Below are 17,825 nucleotides of genomic sequence, written 5' to 3' on the forward strand. Positions count from 1 at the left end.
GCCGGCCCCCAGACGAGGAGACGACGCCATGTGTCATGCCTGCGTGATGGACAGCGTGAAGGAACGGATGCTCTCGCGGCGCGCCCTGTTCCGGGGGGTCGCGGCGACCGGACTTGCGACCGCCGCCACGGGGCTGATTGCCGCGCGCCCCGCTCTCGCCCAGTCCGGCGGCCGGGTGATCGACCTCACCCACACGCTGACGCCCGACTTCCCGACATTCGACGGCCGCCCCGGCATCGAGATGGTGGAAAGCGTGAATTTCGAGGAGAGCGGCTACCAGCTCTACCGCGTCACATTCGAGGAGCATTCGGGCACCCATATCGACGCGCCCCTCCATTTCAGCGAGGACGGGACCAGCGTTGACGAGCTCGATCCCGCGACGCTGGTCTGCCCGCTCTGCATCGTCGATATCAGCGCGAAGGCGGCCGAGGATCCGAACGCGATGGTCGAACCCGCCGACATCGAGGCGTGGATCTCCGCCAACGGGGACATCCCGGCCGGCGCCTGCGTCGCCATGCTGTCGGGATGGGCCGACAAGGTCGGCACGGAGGCGTTCCGCACCGATGCCGACGGCAATTTCGCCTTCCCGGGTTTCTCGGTCCAGGCGACCGACATGCTGGACGGGATGGGGGTCGCGGCGATCGGGGTGGACACGCTCTCGCTCGATCCCGGCAATTCCGCCGATTTCGCGGTGCATTACGGCTGGCTCCCCGCGGGCCGTTACGGGATCGAGAACCTCGCCAACCTCGCCCAGCTGCCCGCGACCGGCGCGACCCTCTTCGTCGGGGCGCCCAAGCATGGCGGCGGCACGGGCGGGCCGGCCCGCGTCCTGGCGGTCCTCTGATGGCGACCGTCCGGCCCCTCGCCGACGACGAGGCCGCGCCCGAGGCGCGGGCCGTCTTCGACGACATCCGCACCGCCCGCGGGACCGACTACGTCAACGACTTCTGGCGCGCCCTGGCCCACGATCCGGCGCTGCTGCGCGCCACGTGGGAGCGGCTGAAATCGGTGATGGGACCGGGCGGGATCGACCCGCTCACCAAGGAGATGGTCTATCTCGCGGTGTCCGTGGCGAACGGCTGCAGCTACTGCGTCCATTCCCACACCGCCGCCGCGCGCGGCAAGGGCATGACCGACGCCCAGCACGGCGAGCTCATGGCCGTCATCGGCATGGCGATGCAGACCAACGGACTGGTGACGGCGCTCGGCATCCCGCCCGACGAGGTGTTCCGGGCGTGACGATGCAGACGACAGGGAGGGCGCCATGCCCCGCATGATCTCGCGCGGCGATTATGCCGCCATGTTCGGCCCCACCACGGGCGACCGGCTCCGTCTCGCAGATACCGAGCTGGTGATCGAGGTGGAGCGTGACCTGACCGCGCTCGCCGCCGGGGCGGCGATGGGCGGCGCGCCTGCGCTCTACGGCGAGGAGGTGAAGTTCGGCGGCGGCAAGGTGATCCGCGACGGGATGGGCCAGTCCCAGCGCAGCCGGGCCGAGGGCGCGGTCGATACCGTCATCACCAACGCGCTGATCGTGGACTGGACGGGCATCTACAAGGCCGATGTGGGCCTGCGGGACGGACGCATCGCCGCCATCGGCAAGGCCGGCAATCCCGACACCCAGCCCGGCGTCGACATCGTGATCGGCCCGGGGACCGAGGCGATCGCCGGCGAGGGGCGGATCCTGACCGCGGGCGGCTTCGACAGCCATATCCATTACATCTGCCCGCAGCAGATCGACGACGCGCTCCATTCGGGGCTGACGACGATGCTCGGCGGCGGCACCGGCCCCGCCCACGGCACGCTGGCGACGACCTGCACGCCGGGCCCCTGGCACATCGCGCGGATGATGCAGGCGGCCGAGGCCTTCCCGATGAACCTCGCCTTCGCGGGCAAGGGCAATGCCTCGCGCCCCGAGGCGCTGCGCGAGCAGATCGCGGCCGGGGCCTGCGCGCTCAAGCTGCACGAGGATTGGGGCACCACCCCCGCCGCCATCGATTGCTGCCTCGGCGTTGCCGACGAGATGGACGTGCAGGTGATGATCCACACCGACACGCTGAACGAGAGCGGCTTTGTCGAGACGACCGTCGCGGCGATGAAGGGCCGCACCATCCACGCCTTCCATACCGAGGGCGCGGGCGGCGGACACGCCCCCGACATCATCCGGATCTGCGGCGAGGAGTTCGTGCTCCCCTCCTCCACCAATCCGACGCGCCCCTTCACCGTGAACACGATCGACGAGCATCTCGACATGCTCATGGTCTGCCACCACCTCGACAAGCGCGTGCCCGAGGACGTGGCCTTCGCCGAGAGCCGCATCCGGCGCGAGACCATCGCGGCCGAGGACATCCTGCACGACATGGGCGCGTTCAGCATCATCGCCTCCGACAGCCAGGCGATGGGCCGCGTGGGCGAGGTGCTGATCCGCACCTGGCAGACCGCCGACAAGATGAAGCGCCAGCGGGGGCGACTGGCCGAGGAGAACGGCGAGAACGACAATTTCCGCGTCCGCCGCTACATCGCGAAATACACGATCAACCCGGCGATCGCCCACGGGATCGCGCACGAGATCGGGTCGATCGAGGTCGGCAAGCGCGCCGACCTCGTGCTCTGGCACCCCGCCTTCTTCGGCGTGAAGCCCGAGATGGTGCTGCTGGGCGGCACCATCGCCATGGCGCAGATGGGCGATCCCAACGCCTCGATCCCCACGCCGCAGCCGGTCCATTCGCGGCCCATGTTCGGCGCCTATGGCGGCGCGCGCCGCGCCTCCTCGGTGATCTTCACCTCCGAGGCGGCGATGGGCTCGGACCTGGCCGGGCGGCTCGGCCTCGGGAAGGAGCTGGTGGCGGTGCGCAACACCCGCGGCATCGGCAAGCGGGACCTGAAGCTGAACGACGCGCTGCCCACGGTCGAGGTGAACCCCGAGACCTACGAGGTCCGCGCCGACGGCGAGCTGCTGACCTGCGAGCCGGCCGAGGTGCTGCCTATGGCGCAGCGCTATTTCCTGTTCTGATGCGCCCCGGTCCATCCCTGCCAGTCCCGCAGGCCCCGGTCCCGCGGGCCCCGGTCCCGCAGGCCGCGGTCCCCGCCGACGCATGAAGGAACCGATCCGATGACGTCCCTCCCCGCCCGTCTCCATCACCGCGCGGGCTTCTGGTCCGGCGCCGCCGACCGGCTCGTGCTGTGCTACGAGGACCGCTTCCTGCGGCGGCGCGTCCTGCGCAGCGAGGGCGGCCTCGACATCCTCGTCGACCTGCCCCGCACGACGGACCTCGCCGAGGGCGACGCGCTCGAGACCCTGGACGGGCAGCTCGTCGAGATCGTCGCCGCGCCCGAGACACTGCTGGAGATCCGGGGGGACCTGCCGCGCCTCGCCTGGCACATCGGAAACCGCCACACGCCCGCGCAGATCGCGGCGGACCGCGTCCTGATCCGCGAGGATGCGGTGATGCGCGACATGCTGGTCCGGCTGGGGGCGGAGCTGTCGGCCGTGTCCGAGCCCTTCCTCCCCGAGGGCGGCGCCTACGGGATGGGCCGGACGCACGGGCACGATCACGGGTTCGGATACGGGTCGGGGCATGGACATGGACATGGACATGGGCACGATCACGGGCGCGATCACCGGCACGGGCACGATCACGGAACGGCGCACGCGCAGCCCCACGACCACGGGCAGAGCCACGGTTTTTCCCACGGCCATCCGGATGTCCACGGCCATGCCCACGGCTCCCCGCCCGTCCACCGCGCCGATGACTGATCTCGACCTGCTGACCCTCGCGCAGTGGATCTCGCCGGCCTACCCGGTCGGCGCCTTCGCCTATTCCCACGGGCTCGAGGACGCGGCGGCGGAGGGGATCGTGACTCCGGACAGCCTGCAGGACTGGCTCGCCGACCTGCTGGAATTCGGCGCCGGCCAGGTGGAGGCCCGCCTGATCGCCGCCGCCTGGCATGCCGATCCCGGCGTCATCCCCGTCATCGACGCCACCGCCCGCGCCCTCGCCGGAAGCCGGGAGCGCCTTATCGAGACCGAGCGGCAGGGCGCGGCCTTCGCCCGGATCACGGGGGCGGTCTGGGATCTGGACCTGCCCCCCCTCGCCTACCCCGTCGCCCTCGGCCGCGCCGCAGCGCTGCGCGGGCTGCCGCTGGCACCGGTCCAGATGCTGCACCTGCAGGCCTGGCTGGCCAATCTCGCCGCCGCCGCGCAGCGGCTGATGCCGTTGGGCCAGACCGGGGCGCAGCGCATCGTCGCCGCTCTCGCCCCCCGCCTGCCGGGCATCGCCGCGGCGACCGGGGACGGCGCGTTGTCCGCCCTGTCCAGCTGCGCCTTCCTGTCCGACATCGCCGCCATGCGGCACGAGACGCTCCAGCCGAGGATCTTCGCGACATGACCCCCTCCCCCCACGGCCCGCTCCGCATCGGCATCGGCGGCCCCGTCGGCGCCGGCAAGACGACGCTGACGGCGGCCCTGTGCGAGGCGCTGGCCCCGCATCATTCGCTCGCCGTGGTCACCAACGACATCTACACGCAGGAGGATGCCGAGGCGCTGGTGCGGATGCAGGTCCTGCCCTCGGACCGGATCGTCGGCGTCGAGACGGGGGGCTGTCCGCATACGGCGATTCGCGAGGACGCCTCGATCAACCTTGCCGCGATCGACGGGCTGATGGCGCGCCATCCGGGGCTGGAGGTGGTAATGGTCGAGAGCGGCGGAGACAACCTGTCGGCCACCTTCTCGCCCGAACTCGCGGACCTGACGATCTACGTCATCGACACGGCCAGCGGTGAGGACATCCCCCGCAAGGGCGGGCCGGCGCTGACGCGCTCGGACATCCTGGTCGTGAACAAGACCGATCTCGCGCCCCATGTCGGCGCCGACCTCGAGGTGATGCGCCGCGACGCGGCCCGGATGCGGGGCGGGCGGCCGGTCCATTTCGCGCGGCTGAAGTCGCGGGACGGGGTGGCCGGGATCGTCGCCGACATCCGCCGGATCGGCGGGCTGACCCTGCCGGAAGCGGCCGAGACCTGAACTGGCCCGCCCCCGATGGCGGGGCCCCCGCCCTCTCCCTCCCGGCGGGGAACCGGCCCGGTCCCGGCAAAGGGGACCGGACCGTCCCGGCAGACCGGTCGCCCCCCCGGCGGAGGCGACGGAGGCAGGGCCCGCCCCCCCGCGGGGTCCGCGGGACGGGACGGGCCGGCGCCCAGGATGGATCGCGGAAGGCTCGGCCGATCCGGCATGGGCCCGGTCATCGCGGACCGCCCGGCTCGGAAGGCTCCCGCGTGCAGGGGCGACCGCGCGGGGGGCGGGGGGCCCGATCATCGAAGGCCGCCCGGATCGGACGGCCCCTGCGTGCCCGGGCGGCCGCGCGCAGGCGCCCGCGCCCGGTCCCGATCAGTCCTGGAGGGAGCGGAGGTACTCGGCCAGCGCGAGCAGCTGCGCCGGGACCGGGGTGCCGACCCCGTCCTCGAATTCCACGACCACGGTGGGGCCCAGATCGCCCTCGCCGAAGGCGGGCATCCCGCTATGGGCAGGAACCGTTCGGCCGTAGCCGTCGATGGTGGAGAGGACATATTCCATCGGGAAAGTGCCGCCGTTGCGGTCCGACAGCCCCGTCAGATCGGCCGGCGCGGGGTCGAGTCCCGACGCCGCGGGCCCGTCCCCCTGCCCGGCGGGGCCGTGACAGGCGGCGCAGCTCTCGGCAAAGAGGAGGGCGCCGCTCGGCGTCTCCTGCGGCATGCAGCCCGCGAGGGCGATCGGGACGAGGGCGAGAGCGAGGGCGATGCGCATGGGGGGCCTCCTTCGACGTGCCCCCCGGTGATAACGCCGCCGTGATCCCGGGGCCAGTGCCCGGTCCGCGCTACATCAGGTCGACCGGCGAGATGGTGCCGGCGGACCGGGTGCCCGTCGTGTCGGCATCGGCCGAGATCGCCATGCCGATGAGCGCGCCCGGCGCCTCGCCGGAGGCCGCGCGGAAATCGGAAGCAAGATCGACGCTCTCCTCCGCCATGCCGGTCCCGGCGGGTTGCAGCTGCACCGTCCAGCCGCGCCCGTCGAAATAGGGGTTCGCGACGATCCGCTCGGCCCCGTCCAGCCCGCCCCAGACATATTGCAGGATCCGCACGTCCTCGTCGGTGGTCAGGTCGCGGATGCTCGCCTCGGCATAATCCCCGGCCCGCCCCTCCGGCACCCAGAGGAAGTAGACCGACAGGTTCCTGTCGTCGGCGCCGCGTTCGGCCAGGTCGGTGGGCGGCACGCTCTCGGTCACCGCCCAGGACCAGCCCGCCGTCGTCGCGTCGGCGAAGCCCTCGGCGAGCCGGGTCCAGTAGATCGAGATCGTCGCGTCCGAGACGACGGAAAGCGTCCCGTCCCCCTCGACCTCGAACTCGTTCGAGGAGAAGAGCCGCATCGGCTGCTCCGCCCAGGCCCCGTCATAGGGCACGGCTTCGGCCAGGGCCGGGCCGGAAGGCGCCAGTATCGCGAAGGCCGCCGCCAGGATGCGCCGCATCGTCCGTCTCCTCCTCGGGTCGGATGGGCCAGATGGGGCGGCCCGCCGGGACGGCAACTCACGCCTCCGTAGGGTGCGGCCCGCCGGCACCGTCAGGGCCGGCCGGTCGGGCCCCGGGTCAGCCATGGTCAGGCGGCCACGATCCGGCCCGCCTCCAGCCGGACCTGCCGGTCCATCCGGGCGGCGAGGTCGAGATTGTGCGTCGCGATCAGCGCTGCGAGGCCCGTCCCCCGGACGAGGTCCATCAGCGCGCCGAAGACCCGGTCCGACGTGGCCGGGTCGAGATTGCCCGTCGGCTCGTCCGCCAGCAGCAGGCGGGGCGCGTTGGCGAGGGCCCGGCAGAAGGCGACGCGCTGCTGCTCGCCGCCCGACAGGGCGGCGGGGCGGTGCTTGCCCCGGTTCTCCAGCCCCACCTGCGCCAGCAGACCGGCGGCCCGGCTGCGCGCCTCCGCCCGGGAGGTGCCGTTGGCCAGCTGCGGCAGGACGATGTTCTCGATCGCGCTGAACTCGGGCAGCAGGTGATGGAACTGGTAGATGAAGCCCACCTGGTCCCGCCGCGCCGCGGTGCGCGGCCGATCGCCGAGCCGCGTCATGTCGCGCCCGCCCAGCGAGACCCGGCCAATATCGGCCGTGTCGAGCAGGCCGGCGATGTGCAGCAGGGTCGACTTGCCGGCGCCCGACGGCGCGACGAGCGCGACCACCTCGCCCGGAGCCACGTCCAGATCGACGCCGCGCAGCACCTCCACCGCGTTCGGGCGGCCGGGATTGTAGGTCTTGCCCACCCCGGCGAGGGACAGGGCCGGCGCGGTCCGGTCATTCATAGCGCAGCGCCTCCACGGGGTTCATTCGCGCGGCGCGGCGCGCGGGAAGGATGGTCACGACCCAGGACAGCAGCAGGGAAAGCGATACCGCCTTGAGGATGTCGGCGCCGCGCAGCTCCGCCGGCAGGGCGTAGATGCCGCGGATCGACGGGTCCCAGACGCCGCCGCCCGAGACGTAGTTCACCAGGCTGAAGATGGGGTCGATCCAGGTGGCGAAGGCGATTCCGAGCGCGACGCCGAGGATCGTGCCGATCGTCCCGATGCTCGCCCCGCAGAGGAAGAAGATGCGCAGCACCGATCCCTCGGTCAGGCCCATCGTGCGCAGGATCCCGATGTCGCGGCCCTTGTTCTTCACCAGCATGATGAGGCCCGAGATGATGTTGAGGCTCGCGATGAGGACGAGGATCGACAGGATGACGAACATCACGTTGTCCTCGACCGTCAGCGCCCGCAGGAAGCCGCCCGCGCTGTCCCGCCAGGTCCAGAGCTGCACCCCCGTCTCCCCTGCGGCCGCCGCGAGGGCGGGCAGGTAGCGCTCCACCTCGTCGGGATCCTCGACCATCACCTCGATCTCGTCGGCGACGCCGTCCTTGTTGAAGAAGCTCTGCGCCTCGGCCAGCGGCAGGTAGACCCGCGTCCGGTCGATGTCGTAGCGTCCGGCCGAGAAGACGTAGACCACCTCGTAGGCGCTCACCCGGGGGCTCGTGCCCATCGGCGTGCGCGCGCCGTTGGGCGAGATGATGCGGATCATGTCGCCCACGCCGAGGTTCAGCTCGCGCGCGACGCCCGAGCCGATGGCGATCCCCTCGTCCAGGCGCGAGAGATCCCCGATCCCGGTCTCGGGATCGGCGATGCGCGGGATCCGCGCCACGTCCTCGAGCGCCATGCCGTAGACCTCGACCCCGGCATTGGCCTGGCCGTTGTTCGCCATGACCTGCCCGCGCACCATCGGGGCCGCACGGACCACGCCCGGCGCGGCGGCAAGCGCCTCGGCCAGCGGGGCGTAATCGGTCAGGCGGCGGACGATCACCTCGGTCCCGGGCACGACCTCCGGAACCGGGTAGACGGTGACATGGGCGTTCGCGCCGACGATCGTGTCGACGAATTCCGCCCGGAACCCCGCCCGCACGGCCAGCGTCGCGATCAGCGCGAAGACGGCGAGCGTCACCCCGACGAGGCTGATCCAGGTCATGACGCTGACACCGCCGGTGGCCCGCCGCGCGCGCAGGTAGCGCCAGGCGATCATCCATTCGAACGGGGCGAAGGGGGCGGTGCGTCGGGCCATGGGATCCTCCGGGCGCCGGGAGAGGCAGGCCGCGGCTTCGCCCGGCGCGGCCCCGCCGTCAAGTCACGGGCCCGTTGCCGGGGCCCGGGCGCAGAGGAGGGGCCGGACGGGCCGGGCGGGAGACCGGACGGGGCGAAGTGACGCCGCCCGTACCCTGCCCGTCCTTCGCCCGGCCCCGAGGCTTCGACCCCGCGCCGCGCGGCTCCGCCCCCCCGCCGGGGCCGGAGGCAGCCCCTTCAGTAGTGGTTGCCCTCGGCCGCCCAGCGCGAGACGTCCCCGGCGCCGGCCGCCGCCTTGCCCTCGGCCGCCCAGACGAGGCCGCGGCGCAGCATCTCGTGGGCCGGGCCCTGCGCGATGACGGAGGCCTTGTGGCCCAGCGCGTTGTAATAGACCCGGCCGTTCCCCCAGACCCGCTTCCAGGCGACCGGCACGTCCACCGGCCCGTTCGCGGCGTGATACCATTCGACCGTCGGAAAGCGCGTCGTGGCCAGCACCTCGTTCGCCGGGTCGACATGCAGGTAGTACTGCTCGGACGAGACCGGGAAGGACTCGATCCCCGCGACCAGCGGATCGTCCGAGACGATGTCGACGGTATAATCCACGCCGTCGCCGCCCGGATGCGCGACCCAGTTCGCCCCGGTCACGAACTGCCACAGCACGTTCGACCGGAAGGCGTCGCACATGCCGCCATGGCACCCGGCGAGGCCGGTTCCCCGTGCCACCGCCTCGCTCACGTTGCGCGCGGCCTCCTTCGACAGCTCGGACATGGTCCAGACCGGCACGATCAGCGCGTAGCCGCGCAGCGCCTCGCCGTCGTCGAACGGGGCGAGGCTGTCGGTGAGATGCACCTCCATCCCCTCGCCGTCCAGCATGCGGGCGAAGATCCCCGCCACCTGCTCGGGCTCGTGCCCCTCCCAGCCGCCCCAGGTGATGAGTGCCTTGGCCATCGTCTCGTCCTCCACTTGATCGGCGCGGACCCTGCGCCGGGGACGGTGGACATGCAAGGCCGCGTCGCGCGCCCGTCCCCCGGGGGGGCGCGCCGCCCCCGGCCCGGGCCGCCGGGAGCCGTCTCCGCCGTCGCCCGATCCCGGAAGCGCCGACGCTCCCTGCCCCCCGCCGGCCACAGGATTCGCGGAAAGACACGTCCCGTCCGCACCCGCCTCCGGCCCCACCGGCCCCGCGGCGCTCGTCGGACCGCGGCGCTTCGCCCCGCCACCTGCCTTCGCAGGGGGGAAGCACCTTCTGCGGCCACCGCCGCAGGCACCGCGGGAACAGGGGCTCCGCGGCCGACGCGGGGCCCCCGGAACCGCGGCTCCCGGCCCTGGCCCGCCCCCTGTCTTCGCAGGGTCGCAAATACCGTCCGCACCCGCCACCGGCGCCACCGCCGGGACAGGGGGCTCGCACCGCCGCCCGCTCCGAAAGACAGCGTGCGGGCCGAACGTCCCGCTCCGCCGGATCAGCGGCCGTAGATCGTGGCGATCCGGTCGATCACGGCCTCGACCGACATCTCCTCGGCCTCGCCCGTGCGGCGGGAGGTCAGCTCGACCTTGCCGTCCTTCAGGCCCCGCGGGCCGACCGTGACGCGCCAGGGCAGGCCGATCAGGTCCATCGTCCCGAACTTCTCGCCCGCCCGCGCATCGCGGTCGTCGACCAGCGCCTCGAGCCCGCGCGCGGCCAGACCCGCCTCGATCGCCGCGCAAGCGGCATCGCAATCGCCGTCTCCCGCGCGCAGGTTCACCACCCCCGCGTGGAACGGCGTGACGCCTTCGGGCCAGACGATGCCCTTGTCGTCGTGGCTGGCCTCGATGATCGCGCCGAGCAGGCGCGACACCCCGATCCCGTGCGAGCCCATGTGGACCGGCACCTGCCTGCCGTCCGGCCCCTGCACCACGGCGCCCATCGGTTCGGAATACTTGGTCCCGAAGTAGAAGATCTGCCCGACCTCGATCCCGCGCCCGACCCGGCGATGCGCCTCCGGCACCTCGGCCTCGTAGACGGCGGCGTCATGCGTCTCGTCGGTGCGCGCGTAGAGCGTCGTGAACTCCTCGCAGATCGCGGCGATCTCGGCCCGGTCGTCGTAATCGACCTCGCGCGCGCCCAGCTTCAGCCCGGTGACCCGGTCGTCGTAGAAGACCTCGCTCTCGCCCGTCTCGGCCAGGACGAGGAATTCGTGCGTGTCCTCGCCGCCGATCGGCCCGCTATCGGCGCGCATCGGGATCGCCGTCAGGCCCATCCGCTCGTAGGTGCGCAGGTAGCTGACCATGTGCCGGTTGTAGGCGTGGAGCGCGGCCTCCTTGTCGAGGTCGAAATTGTAGCCGTCCTTCATCAGGAACTCGCGGCCGCGCATCACGCCGAAGCGGGGGCGCATCTCGTCCCGGAACTTCCACTGGATGTGGTAGAGCGTCAGCGGCAGGTCCCTGTAGCTGCTGACGTGGGACCGGAAGATGTCGGTGATCATCTCCTCGTTGGTCGGCCCGTAGAGCATCTCCCGGTTCTGCCGGTCGGTGATCCGCAGCATCTCGGGCCCGTAGGCGTCGTAGCGCCCGCTCTCGCGCCAGAGCTCGGCCGGCTGCAGCGTCGGCATCAGCAGGGGAATGTGGCCCGCGCGCTCCTGCTCCTCGTGGACGATGCGCTCGATGTTCTTCAGCACCCGCCAGCCGAGCGGCAGCCAGGAATAGATTCCCGCCTGCTGCTGCTTGATCATCCCCCCCTGAAGCATGAGCCGGTGGCTGACGATCTGCGCCTCGCGCGGGGTCTCCTTCAGGGTCGGCAGGAAGTAGCGGGTCAGGCGCATGGTCACACTCGCGGAACTGGGGCGAGAGGCTGCATAAGCGCTCCCCCGGGGCCGTGACAAGCGGCCTCGGGGGCCTTTGGCGCTACTCCGCGGGCCGGACCGCGTGGCGGTGCGGCCGGACCGTGCCCTCCGCGCCGAACCCGTAGCGGAACAGGACGACCAGGAAGGTGAGCATGGAGGCGATCGTGACGAAGCTGCCCACGATGGCCAGGATCTCGGACCCGCCGGAAGTGGCGAGCGCGATGCCGGGCACCAAGAGGACGACGCCCGCCACGGCGACGACGAAATGGATGCCGGCCAGGCGCGAGGCGTTCGCCGCGGGCGTCGTGCGATAGTAGAGCCCGAACAGGCCGAGCGTCACCCAGCCCACGAGATTGAGATGCGCATGCGCGCCGACCATCATGTGGTTCTGGCTGGCGGCCATCTGGATGCCCCAGGCCATGCCGATCGTGACGCATATGGCGCCCGCGGCGAAGAAGCGGAATGCGATGTCCTTCATCTGGTTCTTCCCTCGTCTGTCGCGGCCGGCGGGGCCGCCCCGGGGCGGACGGGCGGGCGGGGTGGGTCTCGCCCGCCCGTCCCGACCTGCATCATTCCGCGCCGAGCGGCGGCCCGGTGAAATCCAGGTTGTGCCGCTTCGCGCTCTCTATCACCGCCTCCATGTCCTCGGGGATGCGGTACCGTCCCTCGGCCATGTCGCGGAAGAAGCCCTCGAACCCGCCGGGCGTCAGGATGACGAGGTGCCGCGAGGGGATGTCGCTCACCACACGGTAGGTGTGTTCCCGCCCGCGGGGAATGAAGGCGGTCTCGCCGGGCCCGCGGACGAAGCTCTCTCCCTCGAGCCAGAACTCGACCTGACCCGAGAGCACGACGAAGCATTCGTCCTCGGCATGGTGGACATGGCGCGGCGGTCCCGAACGGGCGGGCGAGACGCTGTCCACGATGGACATGGCGCCCCCCGATTCCTCGGGGGCGAGCACCACCTTGTAGAGCGTGCCGTTCCAGTCGAGCGTGCCGGGACCGAGATCGGTGGAAAATGTGTCGAGCATGTAGGTCGTCTCCAATGCGACAGCGGCAAGGCGGGGGCGGCCGCAGGCCGGACCTTTCGTCCACCCCCGCGCGATGCTGCTGAAACCGTTTTTTCAAATCATGCCGGGATGCGATGATCGCGGCTGCCGGCATATAAAGGCAACGTGCCCCCCGGACCAAATCGATTGATTGTATGGTATCTATCGATCCCATGAATTTGGCCGGATTCGATCTCAACCTCCTCAAGGTGCTCGACGCGCTCCTGCGCGAGGGATCGACGGTCCGCGCCGGCCAGCGGGTGGGCCTGTCGCAGCCGGCGGTATCCGCCGCCCTGGGGCGGCTGCGCCATGCCCTGGCCGACCCGCTCTTCGTTCGCGCCGGCCAGAGGCTGCAGCCCACGGAAGTCGCCCGCGCCCTCGCCCCGCAGGTCCGCGCGGCGCTGGAGGCGGCGGAGCGGGTGCTGGCGGGGACCGAGCTGCTCGACCCCGCCCGGCTGGAGCGGACCTTCCATCTGTGCGGAGCCGACTACGTGTCCGAGATCGTCCTGCCCCCGGTCCTGCGGCGCCTCTCCGTCGAGGCGCCCGGCGTGCGCACGACCATCGTGGACGAGATTTTCGAGCATTCGCTCGACCGGATGCGGGAAGAGGAGATCGACGTCCTCGTCGTGCCGAGATTCCCCTTTCCGGACGACCTGGAAAGCCGCGTCGCCTTCACCTCGCGCTTCGTCGTGGCGTCGCGTCCGGGCCATCCGGCCCTCGCCCGCGCGGGGCTTGCGCCCGGCGACACGCTGCCGCTCGACCTCTTCTGCGAGATCCCGCAGGTCCGGTTCGGCTTCGACCGGGGGGCCATCGCCCGTCTCGGCAACGAGGACGCGGAACTGGAGCGCCTGGGCCGCCGCCGCCGGATCGTCGCCACGGCGCCGGGATTCAGCCCGCTGACCGCCATGGTGGCGGGCACGGACTGCCTCGCCGTCCTTCCCGAACTGATCGGCCTGCGGGAGGCGGCCCTGGGCCGGATCGACCTCTGGGGCGCACCGATCCCGCTCCATCCGCTCGACCTCTGCCTCGTCTGGCACCGCCGGCACAACGAGGCGTCGGCCCATCGCTGGTTCCGCGACCTCGTCGCGGAGGAGGCGGCGGCGGCGCATGCCCTGCCCGCGGGCACGGCCGCGCCGCACCCGATGCGATCGGACCCGCTTGGCGCTTGATCGCCGCCGGCTGCTGGCCCAAACAGGCGGCATGGCGCTTCAGGTCTCGCAACAGCTGAAATACTGGGGAATCGCGGCGGCGATCCTCGTCCTGCTGCTCTGGCTGCTGGGGGACGTGATCCTGCCCTTCGTGCTGGGCGGGGCCATCGCCTACATCCTCGACCCGCTGGCCGACCGGCTGGAGCGGCTGGGGCTGAGCCGGGCCGCCTCGGTCGCGGTCATCACCGTCTTCTCGATCCTCGTCTTCGTGCTGCTGATCCTGCTGGTGATCCCGACGCTGGTGCAGCAGGCCACCAATCTCGTCGAATTCGCGCCCGAGCTCTTTGCCCGGGTCTACGGCGCGCTCGACACCCGCTTCCCCGAGCTGATGGCCGAGGGGGGCGCGGTGCAGGAGCAGCTGGCCACGATCGGCGCCGCCATCCAGGAGAGGGGCGGCGCGCTGATCGCGGCGCTGTTCTCCTCGGTCTCGGGCCTGCTGAACGTCGTCCTGCTGCTCGTCGTGGTGCCGGTCGTCAGCGTCTACCTGCTGGTCGACTGGGACCGGATGGTCGCCAAGGTCGACGAGCTGCTGCCGCGCGAGCATGCGCCGACGATCCGGCGGCTGGGACGCGAGATCGACACCACCCTCGCCTCCTTCATCCGGGGCCAGGGCCTCGTCTGCCTGATCCTGGGGACCTGGTACGCCATCGCGCTCGCCCTGGTGGGACTGAATTTCGGCCTGGTGATCGGGGCGGTCGCGGGCTTCCTGACCTTCATCCCCTATGTCGGCGCGCTGGTCGGCGGCGGCCTCGCCATCGGGATGGCGCTGGTCCAGTTCTGGGGCGACTGGGTGTGGATCCTGGTCGTCTGGGCGATCTTCCAGTCCGGCCAGTTCGTCGAGGGCAACATCCTGACGCCCAAGCTGGTGGGATCGAGCGTCGGGCTGCACCCGGTCTGGCTGCTCTTCGCGCTGTCGGTCTTCGGCGCGCTGTTCGGCTTCGTCGGATTGCTGGCCGCGGTGCCCGTGGCGGCGGTGATCGGCGTGATCGCCCGGTTCGGGGTCGACCGCTACAAGGACTCGCAGCTCTATACCGGCACGCCCGAAACCGGTCCCGCCACAGGTCCCACCACCGGCCCGGCCCCCGTCGTCGCCCACTCGGGCCCGCCCGCCCCCTGACGATGGCCCGGCAGCTTCCCCTGCACCTGCCGCCGGACGTCCGGCTGGGGGCGGCCGACTTCTTCGTCGGGGCGCCCAACCGCGCCGCCTACGAGCTGGTGACGGGCCCCGCCCCCTGGCCCGAGGGCAAGCTGCTGGTGCACGGGCCCGCCGGCGCGGGCAAGAGCCACCTCGCCCGCCTCTGGCTGGAGAGCGTGGGCGGCGCGCGGATCGACGCGCGCCGGATCGAGGACGCGCCCCGCCCCCCGGACGATGCCGCGGTGGCGGTCGAGGATCTCCAGCGCCTGACGCCGGACGGCGAGGTGGCGCTCTTCCACCTGCACAACCGCCTCCGCCAGGGGGGCGGCCGTCTGCTGATGACCGCCGACCGGCCGGCCGCGCGCCTCGCCGTCGCCCTGCCCGACCTCGCCAGCCGGCTGCAGGGCACGCTCGCCGCGGGGATCGGCGACCCGGACGAGATGCTGACCCTGGCGCTGCTGGCCAAGCTCTTCTCCGATCGCGGTCTGGCCCCCGCGCCGGGCGTGCTGTCCTACCTCGCCGCGCGGATCGGCCGGTCACACGCGGCGGCGGCCGAGGCGGTGGCCGCGCTCGACGCGGCCTCGCTCGCGCGCAAATCCGCCGTCACCGTGCCGCTGGCCCGCGCCTGGCTCTCGGGCGATCTGGACAGCGGGGGCCCGGGGGCGCGATGATCGGGCCATGCCCGACGACCTGCCCGCCCCCCGAATGTCATCGCCCCGTCACGAGCCGCCCGTATCGCCGCTCTCCATGAGCCTGGCGAACTTCCTCGACGCGCCCTTTCCCGACCCGGTCGACCTCGGCGAGGTGCCGGAGGGACCGGCGCGCTTCTTCAACCGCGAGCTGTCCTGGCTCGGCTTCAACTGGCGCGTCCTCGGCGAGGCCGAGAACCCGCGCGTGCCGCTGCTCGAACGGCTGCGATTCCTGTCGATCTCGGCCAGCAATCTCGACGAGTTCTACACCGTCCGCGTGGCGGGCCTGCGCGAGCTGGCGATGGCGGGCAACCTCACCCCGTCCTTCGACGGGCTCACCCCGGCCGAGCAGCTGACGCTGATCGACGAGAATGCCCGCGCGCTGATGACCCGGCAGCAGGAGGTGCTGTCGGAGCTGCTGGCCCTGATGGCGCAGGAGGGGATCCGTGTCCTCACGCGCGAGGAGGTCACGCCGGAGGAGCGCGCGCACCTGACCGAGGTCTTCCTCGACGAGGTGTTTCCCGTCCTCTCGCCCCTCGCGATCGACCCCGCCCACCCCTTCCCCTTCATCCCGAACGAGGGGCTGGCGCTGGCGCTGCAGCTCGAGCACGAGGAGGAGCGGCGCAGCCTGCGCGCCCTGCTGCCCGTGCCGCGACAGATCGCGCGGTTCCACGACGTCTCGCCCTCGGGCGACGGACGGCGCGTCCTGCCGCTGGAGGAGCTTTGCCTGCTCTTTCTCGGTCAGCTCTTCCCGGGCTACCGCCTGAAGGGGCACTGCATCTTCCGCGTGCTGCGCGACAGCGACCTCGAGGTCGAGGAGGAGGCCGAGGATCTCGTCCGCGAGTTCGAGACCGCGCTGAAGCGCCGCCGCCGGGGCGAGGTGGTCCGGCTGAAGCTGTCCTCGGGCGCGCCCGCGGGGCTGCGCAGGGTCATCGTGGAACAGGTCCACATCACAGAGCGCGAGGTGGTCGAGGTCGAGGGGCTGATCGGCATCGGCGATCTTTCGGAACTCGTCACAGACCGCCGGCCCGACCTGCTCTGGCCGCCCTTCACCCCCCGCGTGCCGGAGCGGGTGCAGGACCATGACGGCGACATGTTCGCCGCCATCCGCCAGAAGGACATGCTGCTGCACCACCCCTACGAGACCTTCGACATGGTGGTGCGCTTCATCCGGCAGGCCGCCGCCGATCCCGACGTGGTGGCGATCAAACAGACGCTCTACCGCACCTCGCGCAATTCGCCCGTGGTCGAGGCGCTGTGCGAGGCGGCGGAGGACGGCAAGTCGGTCACCGCGCTGGTCGAGCTGAAGGCCCGGTTCGACGAGGCCGCGAACATCCGCCAGTCCCGCCGGCTGGAACGGGCGGGCGCGCATGTCGTCTACGGTTTCACCCAGTACAAGACCCACGCCAAGGTCAGCGTCGTCGTCCGGCGCGAGGGCGACCGGCTGGTGACCTATTCGCATTTCGGCACCGGAAACTACCACCCGATCACCGCACGGATCTACACGGACCTGTCGCTCTTCACCTGCTCGCCGGCACTCGGGCGGGACGCGACGAAGGTGTTCAACTATGTCGGCGGCTATGCCGAGCCGATGGGGCTGGAGAACCTCGCCCTGTCGCCCAAGACGCTGAAGCCGCGCCTGATGGACTTCATCGAGCGCGAGATCGAGCATGCGCGCGCGGGGCGGCCGGCGGTCATCTGGGCCAAGATGAACTCGCTCATCGAGCAGGACATCATCGAGGCGCTCTACCGCGCCAGCCAGGAGGGCGTGCAGATCAGCCTCGTCATCCGCGGCATCTGCGGGTTGCGGCCGGGCGTGAAGGGCCTGAGCGAGAACATCCGGGTGAAGTCGATCATCGGCCGGTTCCTGGAACATTCGCGCATCGTCTGCTTCGGCGGCGGGCTCGGCCTGCCCTCGACACGGGCGCGGGTCTTCATCTCGTCGGCGGACTGGATGGGCCGCAACCTCAACCGCCGGGTCGAGACGCTGATCGAGGCGACCAACCCCACGGTGAAGGCGCAGATCGTCGAGCAGATCATGGCCGCCAACCTCGCCGACGTGGCGCAGTCCTGGCTGATGCAGCCCGACGGCACCTTCGTCCGGGCCGAGGACGACGCGGACGGGCGCCCCTTCTCGTGCCACCGCTTCTTCATGGAGAACCCCTCGCTCTCGGGCCGCGGTTCGGCCGGGGCCGAGGACGTGCCGCACCTGACCCACAGCCACGACGACTGAGGGGAAACCTCGGCCCGGACGCGCCGCCCGGCCCCGACCGGGCCGCGTCCCCGCGACGAAACCGGCGGCAGCCGGGCGAATGGGCCGTCGACC

The 17,825-nt window shown here is 71.7% G+C and carries 18 protein-coding genes; 10 read left to right on the forward strand and 8 right to left on the reverse strand.

Translation table 11 applies throughout. The annotated features are described in order from the left end of the window. Positions 1–28 precede the first annotated feature (28 nt). The 6 genes from BUE30_RS02490 (at position 29) to ureG (ending at position 5,023) form a co-directional block, all read left to right on the forward strand. Positions 29–844: a cyclase family protein gene (locus tag BUE30_RS02490; RefSeq protein WP_073326255.1), complete on the forward strand. Its 816-nt coding sequence runs from the start codon at positions 29–31 to the stop codon at positions 842–844. Then, a complete protein-coding gene (locus BUE30_RS02495) occupies positions 844–1,239 on the forward strand; it encodes a carboxymuconolactone decarboxylase family protein (protein WP_073326256.1) in 396 nt (131 codons plus the stop codon). Before BUE30_RS02490 ends, BUE30_RS02495 begins: the two co-directional genes overlap by 1 nt. Positions 1,240–1,264: 25 nt before the next feature. Then, the gene (gene ureC / locus BUE30_RS02500; protein WP_073326257.1) at positions 1,265–3,013 is read left to right on the forward strand and encodes an urease subunit alpha; all 1,749 of its coding nucleotides are present in this window, start codon (positions 1,265–1,267) and stop codon (positions 3,011–3,013) included. 99 nt (positions 3,014–3,112) lie between these two features. Further along, positions 3,113–3,757, forward strand: a complete 645-nt coding sequence (locus BUE30_RS18150; protein ID WP_073326258.1) for an urease accessory protein UreE — start codon at positions 3,113–3,115, stop codon at positions 3,755–3,757. After that, positions 3,717–4,388, forward strand: a complete 672-nt coding sequence (locus BUE30_RS02510; RefSeq protein ID WP_244526250.1) for an urease accessory protein UreF — start codon at positions 3,717–3,719, stop codon at positions 4,386–4,388. Before BUE30_RS18150 ends, BUE30_RS02510 begins: the two co-directional genes overlap by 41 nt. Next, positions 4,385–5,023, forward strand: coding sequence for an urease accessory protein UreG (ureG, locus tag BUE30_RS02515; protein ID WP_073326260.1), 639 nt, complete (start codon positions 4,385–4,387; stop codon positions 5,021–5,023). The genes BUE30_RS02510 and ureG overlap by 4 nt, the downstream gene beginning before the upstream one ends. Positions 5,024–5,386: 363 nt before the next feature. On the opposite strand, the gene BUE30_RS02520 is transcribed toward ureG, so the two are convergent. The 8 genes from BUE30_RS02520 to BUE30_RS02555 form a co-directional block, all read right to left on the reverse strand. Continuing rightward, the gene (locus tag BUE30_RS02520; protein WP_073326261.1) at positions 5,387–5,782 is read right to left on the reverse strand and encodes a c-type cytochrome; all 396 of its coding nucleotides are present in this window, start codon (positions 5,780–5,782) and stop codon (positions 5,387–5,389) included. 70 nt (positions 5,783–5,852) lie between these two features. Then, positions 5,853–6,500 (reverse strand): DUF3047 domain-containing protein, encoded by a 648-nt coding sequence (locus BUE30_RS02525; protein ID WP_073326262.1) that lies wholly within the window; start codon positions 6,498–6,500, stop codon positions 5,853–5,855. 128 nt (positions 6,501–6,628) lie between these two features. Further along, positions 6,629–7,321, reverse strand: coding sequence for an ABC transporter ATP-binding protein (locus BUE30_RS02530; RefSeq protein ID WP_073326263.1), 693 nt, complete (start codon positions 7,319–7,321; stop codon positions 6,629–6,631). Further along, positions 7,314–8,606 (reverse strand): ABC transporter permease, encoded by a 1,293-nt coding sequence (locus tag BUE30_RS02535; RefSeq protein ID WP_073326264.1) that lies wholly within the window; start codon positions 8,604–8,606, stop codon positions 7,314–7,316. Before BUE30_RS02535 ends, BUE30_RS02530 begins: the two co-directional genes overlap by 8 nt. A gap of 236 nt (positions 8,607–8,842) precedes the next feature. Next, on the reverse strand, positions 8,843–9,553 hold the full coding sequence (locus tag BUE30_RS02540) for a ThuA domain-containing protein (RefSeq protein ID WP_073326265.1): 711 nt from the start codon (positions 9,551–9,553) through the stop codon (positions 8,843–8,845). Positions 9,554–10,062: 509 nt separating this feature from the next. Further along, a complete protein-coding gene (gene proS / locus BUE30_RS02545) occupies positions 10,063–11,400 on the reverse strand; it encodes a proline--tRNA ligase (RefSeq protein ID WP_073326266.1) in 1,338 nt (445 codons plus the stop codon). 82 nt (positions 11,401–11,482) lie between these two features. After that, positions 11,483–11,899, reverse strand: a complete 417-nt coding sequence (locus tag BUE30_RS02550) for a hypothetical protein (protein WP_073326267.1) — start codon at positions 11,897–11,899, stop codon at positions 11,483–11,485. A 91-nt stretch (positions 11,900–11,990) separates the two neighbouring features. Next, positions 11,991–12,449, reverse strand: a complete 459-nt coding sequence (locus tag BUE30_RS02555; protein WP_073326268.1) for a cupin domain-containing protein — start codon at positions 12,447–12,449, stop codon at positions 11,991–11,993. Between the two features lie 191 nt (positions 12,450–12,640). Here BUE30_RS02555 and BUE30_RS02560 point away from each other — a divergent pair, with 191 nt between their 5' ends. The 4 genes from BUE30_RS02560 to BUE30_RS02575 all read left to right on the forward strand — a co-directional run bounded on the left by BUE30_RS02560 (position 12,641) and on the right by BUE30_RS02575 (position 17,732). Beyond that, a complete protein-coding gene (locus BUE30_RS02560) occupies positions 12,641–13,636 on the forward strand; it encodes a LysR family transcriptional regulator (RefSeq protein WP_073326269.1) in 996 nt (331 codons plus the stop codon). Positions 13,637–13,667: 31 nt separating this feature from the next. Then, on the forward strand, positions 13,668–14,792 hold the full coding sequence (locus BUE30_RS02565; protein WP_073326270.1) for an AI-2E family transporter: 1,125 nt from the start codon (positions 13,668–13,670) through the stop codon (positions 14,790–14,792). Between the two features lie 2 nt (positions 14,793–14,794). Beyond that, positions 14,795–15,481, forward strand: a complete 687-nt coding sequence (locus BUE30_RS02570) for an HdaA/DnaA family protein (RefSeq protein ID WP_073326271.1) — start codon at positions 14,795–14,797, stop codon at positions 15,479–15,481. A gap of 76 nt (positions 15,482–15,557) precedes the next feature. Then, positions 15,558–17,732: an RNA degradosome polyphosphate kinase gene (locus tag BUE30_RS02575; protein ID WP_073326272.1), complete on the forward strand. Its 2,175-nt coding sequence runs from the start codon at positions 15,558–15,560 to the stop codon at positions 17,730–17,732. Positions 17,733–17,825: the final 93 nt, after the last annotated feature.

Source organism: Wenxinia saemankumensis, assembly GCF_900141735.1.
Lineage (GTDB): Bacteria > Pseudomonadota > Alphaproteobacteria > Rhodobacterales > Rhodobacteraceae > Wenxinia > Wenxinia saemankumensis.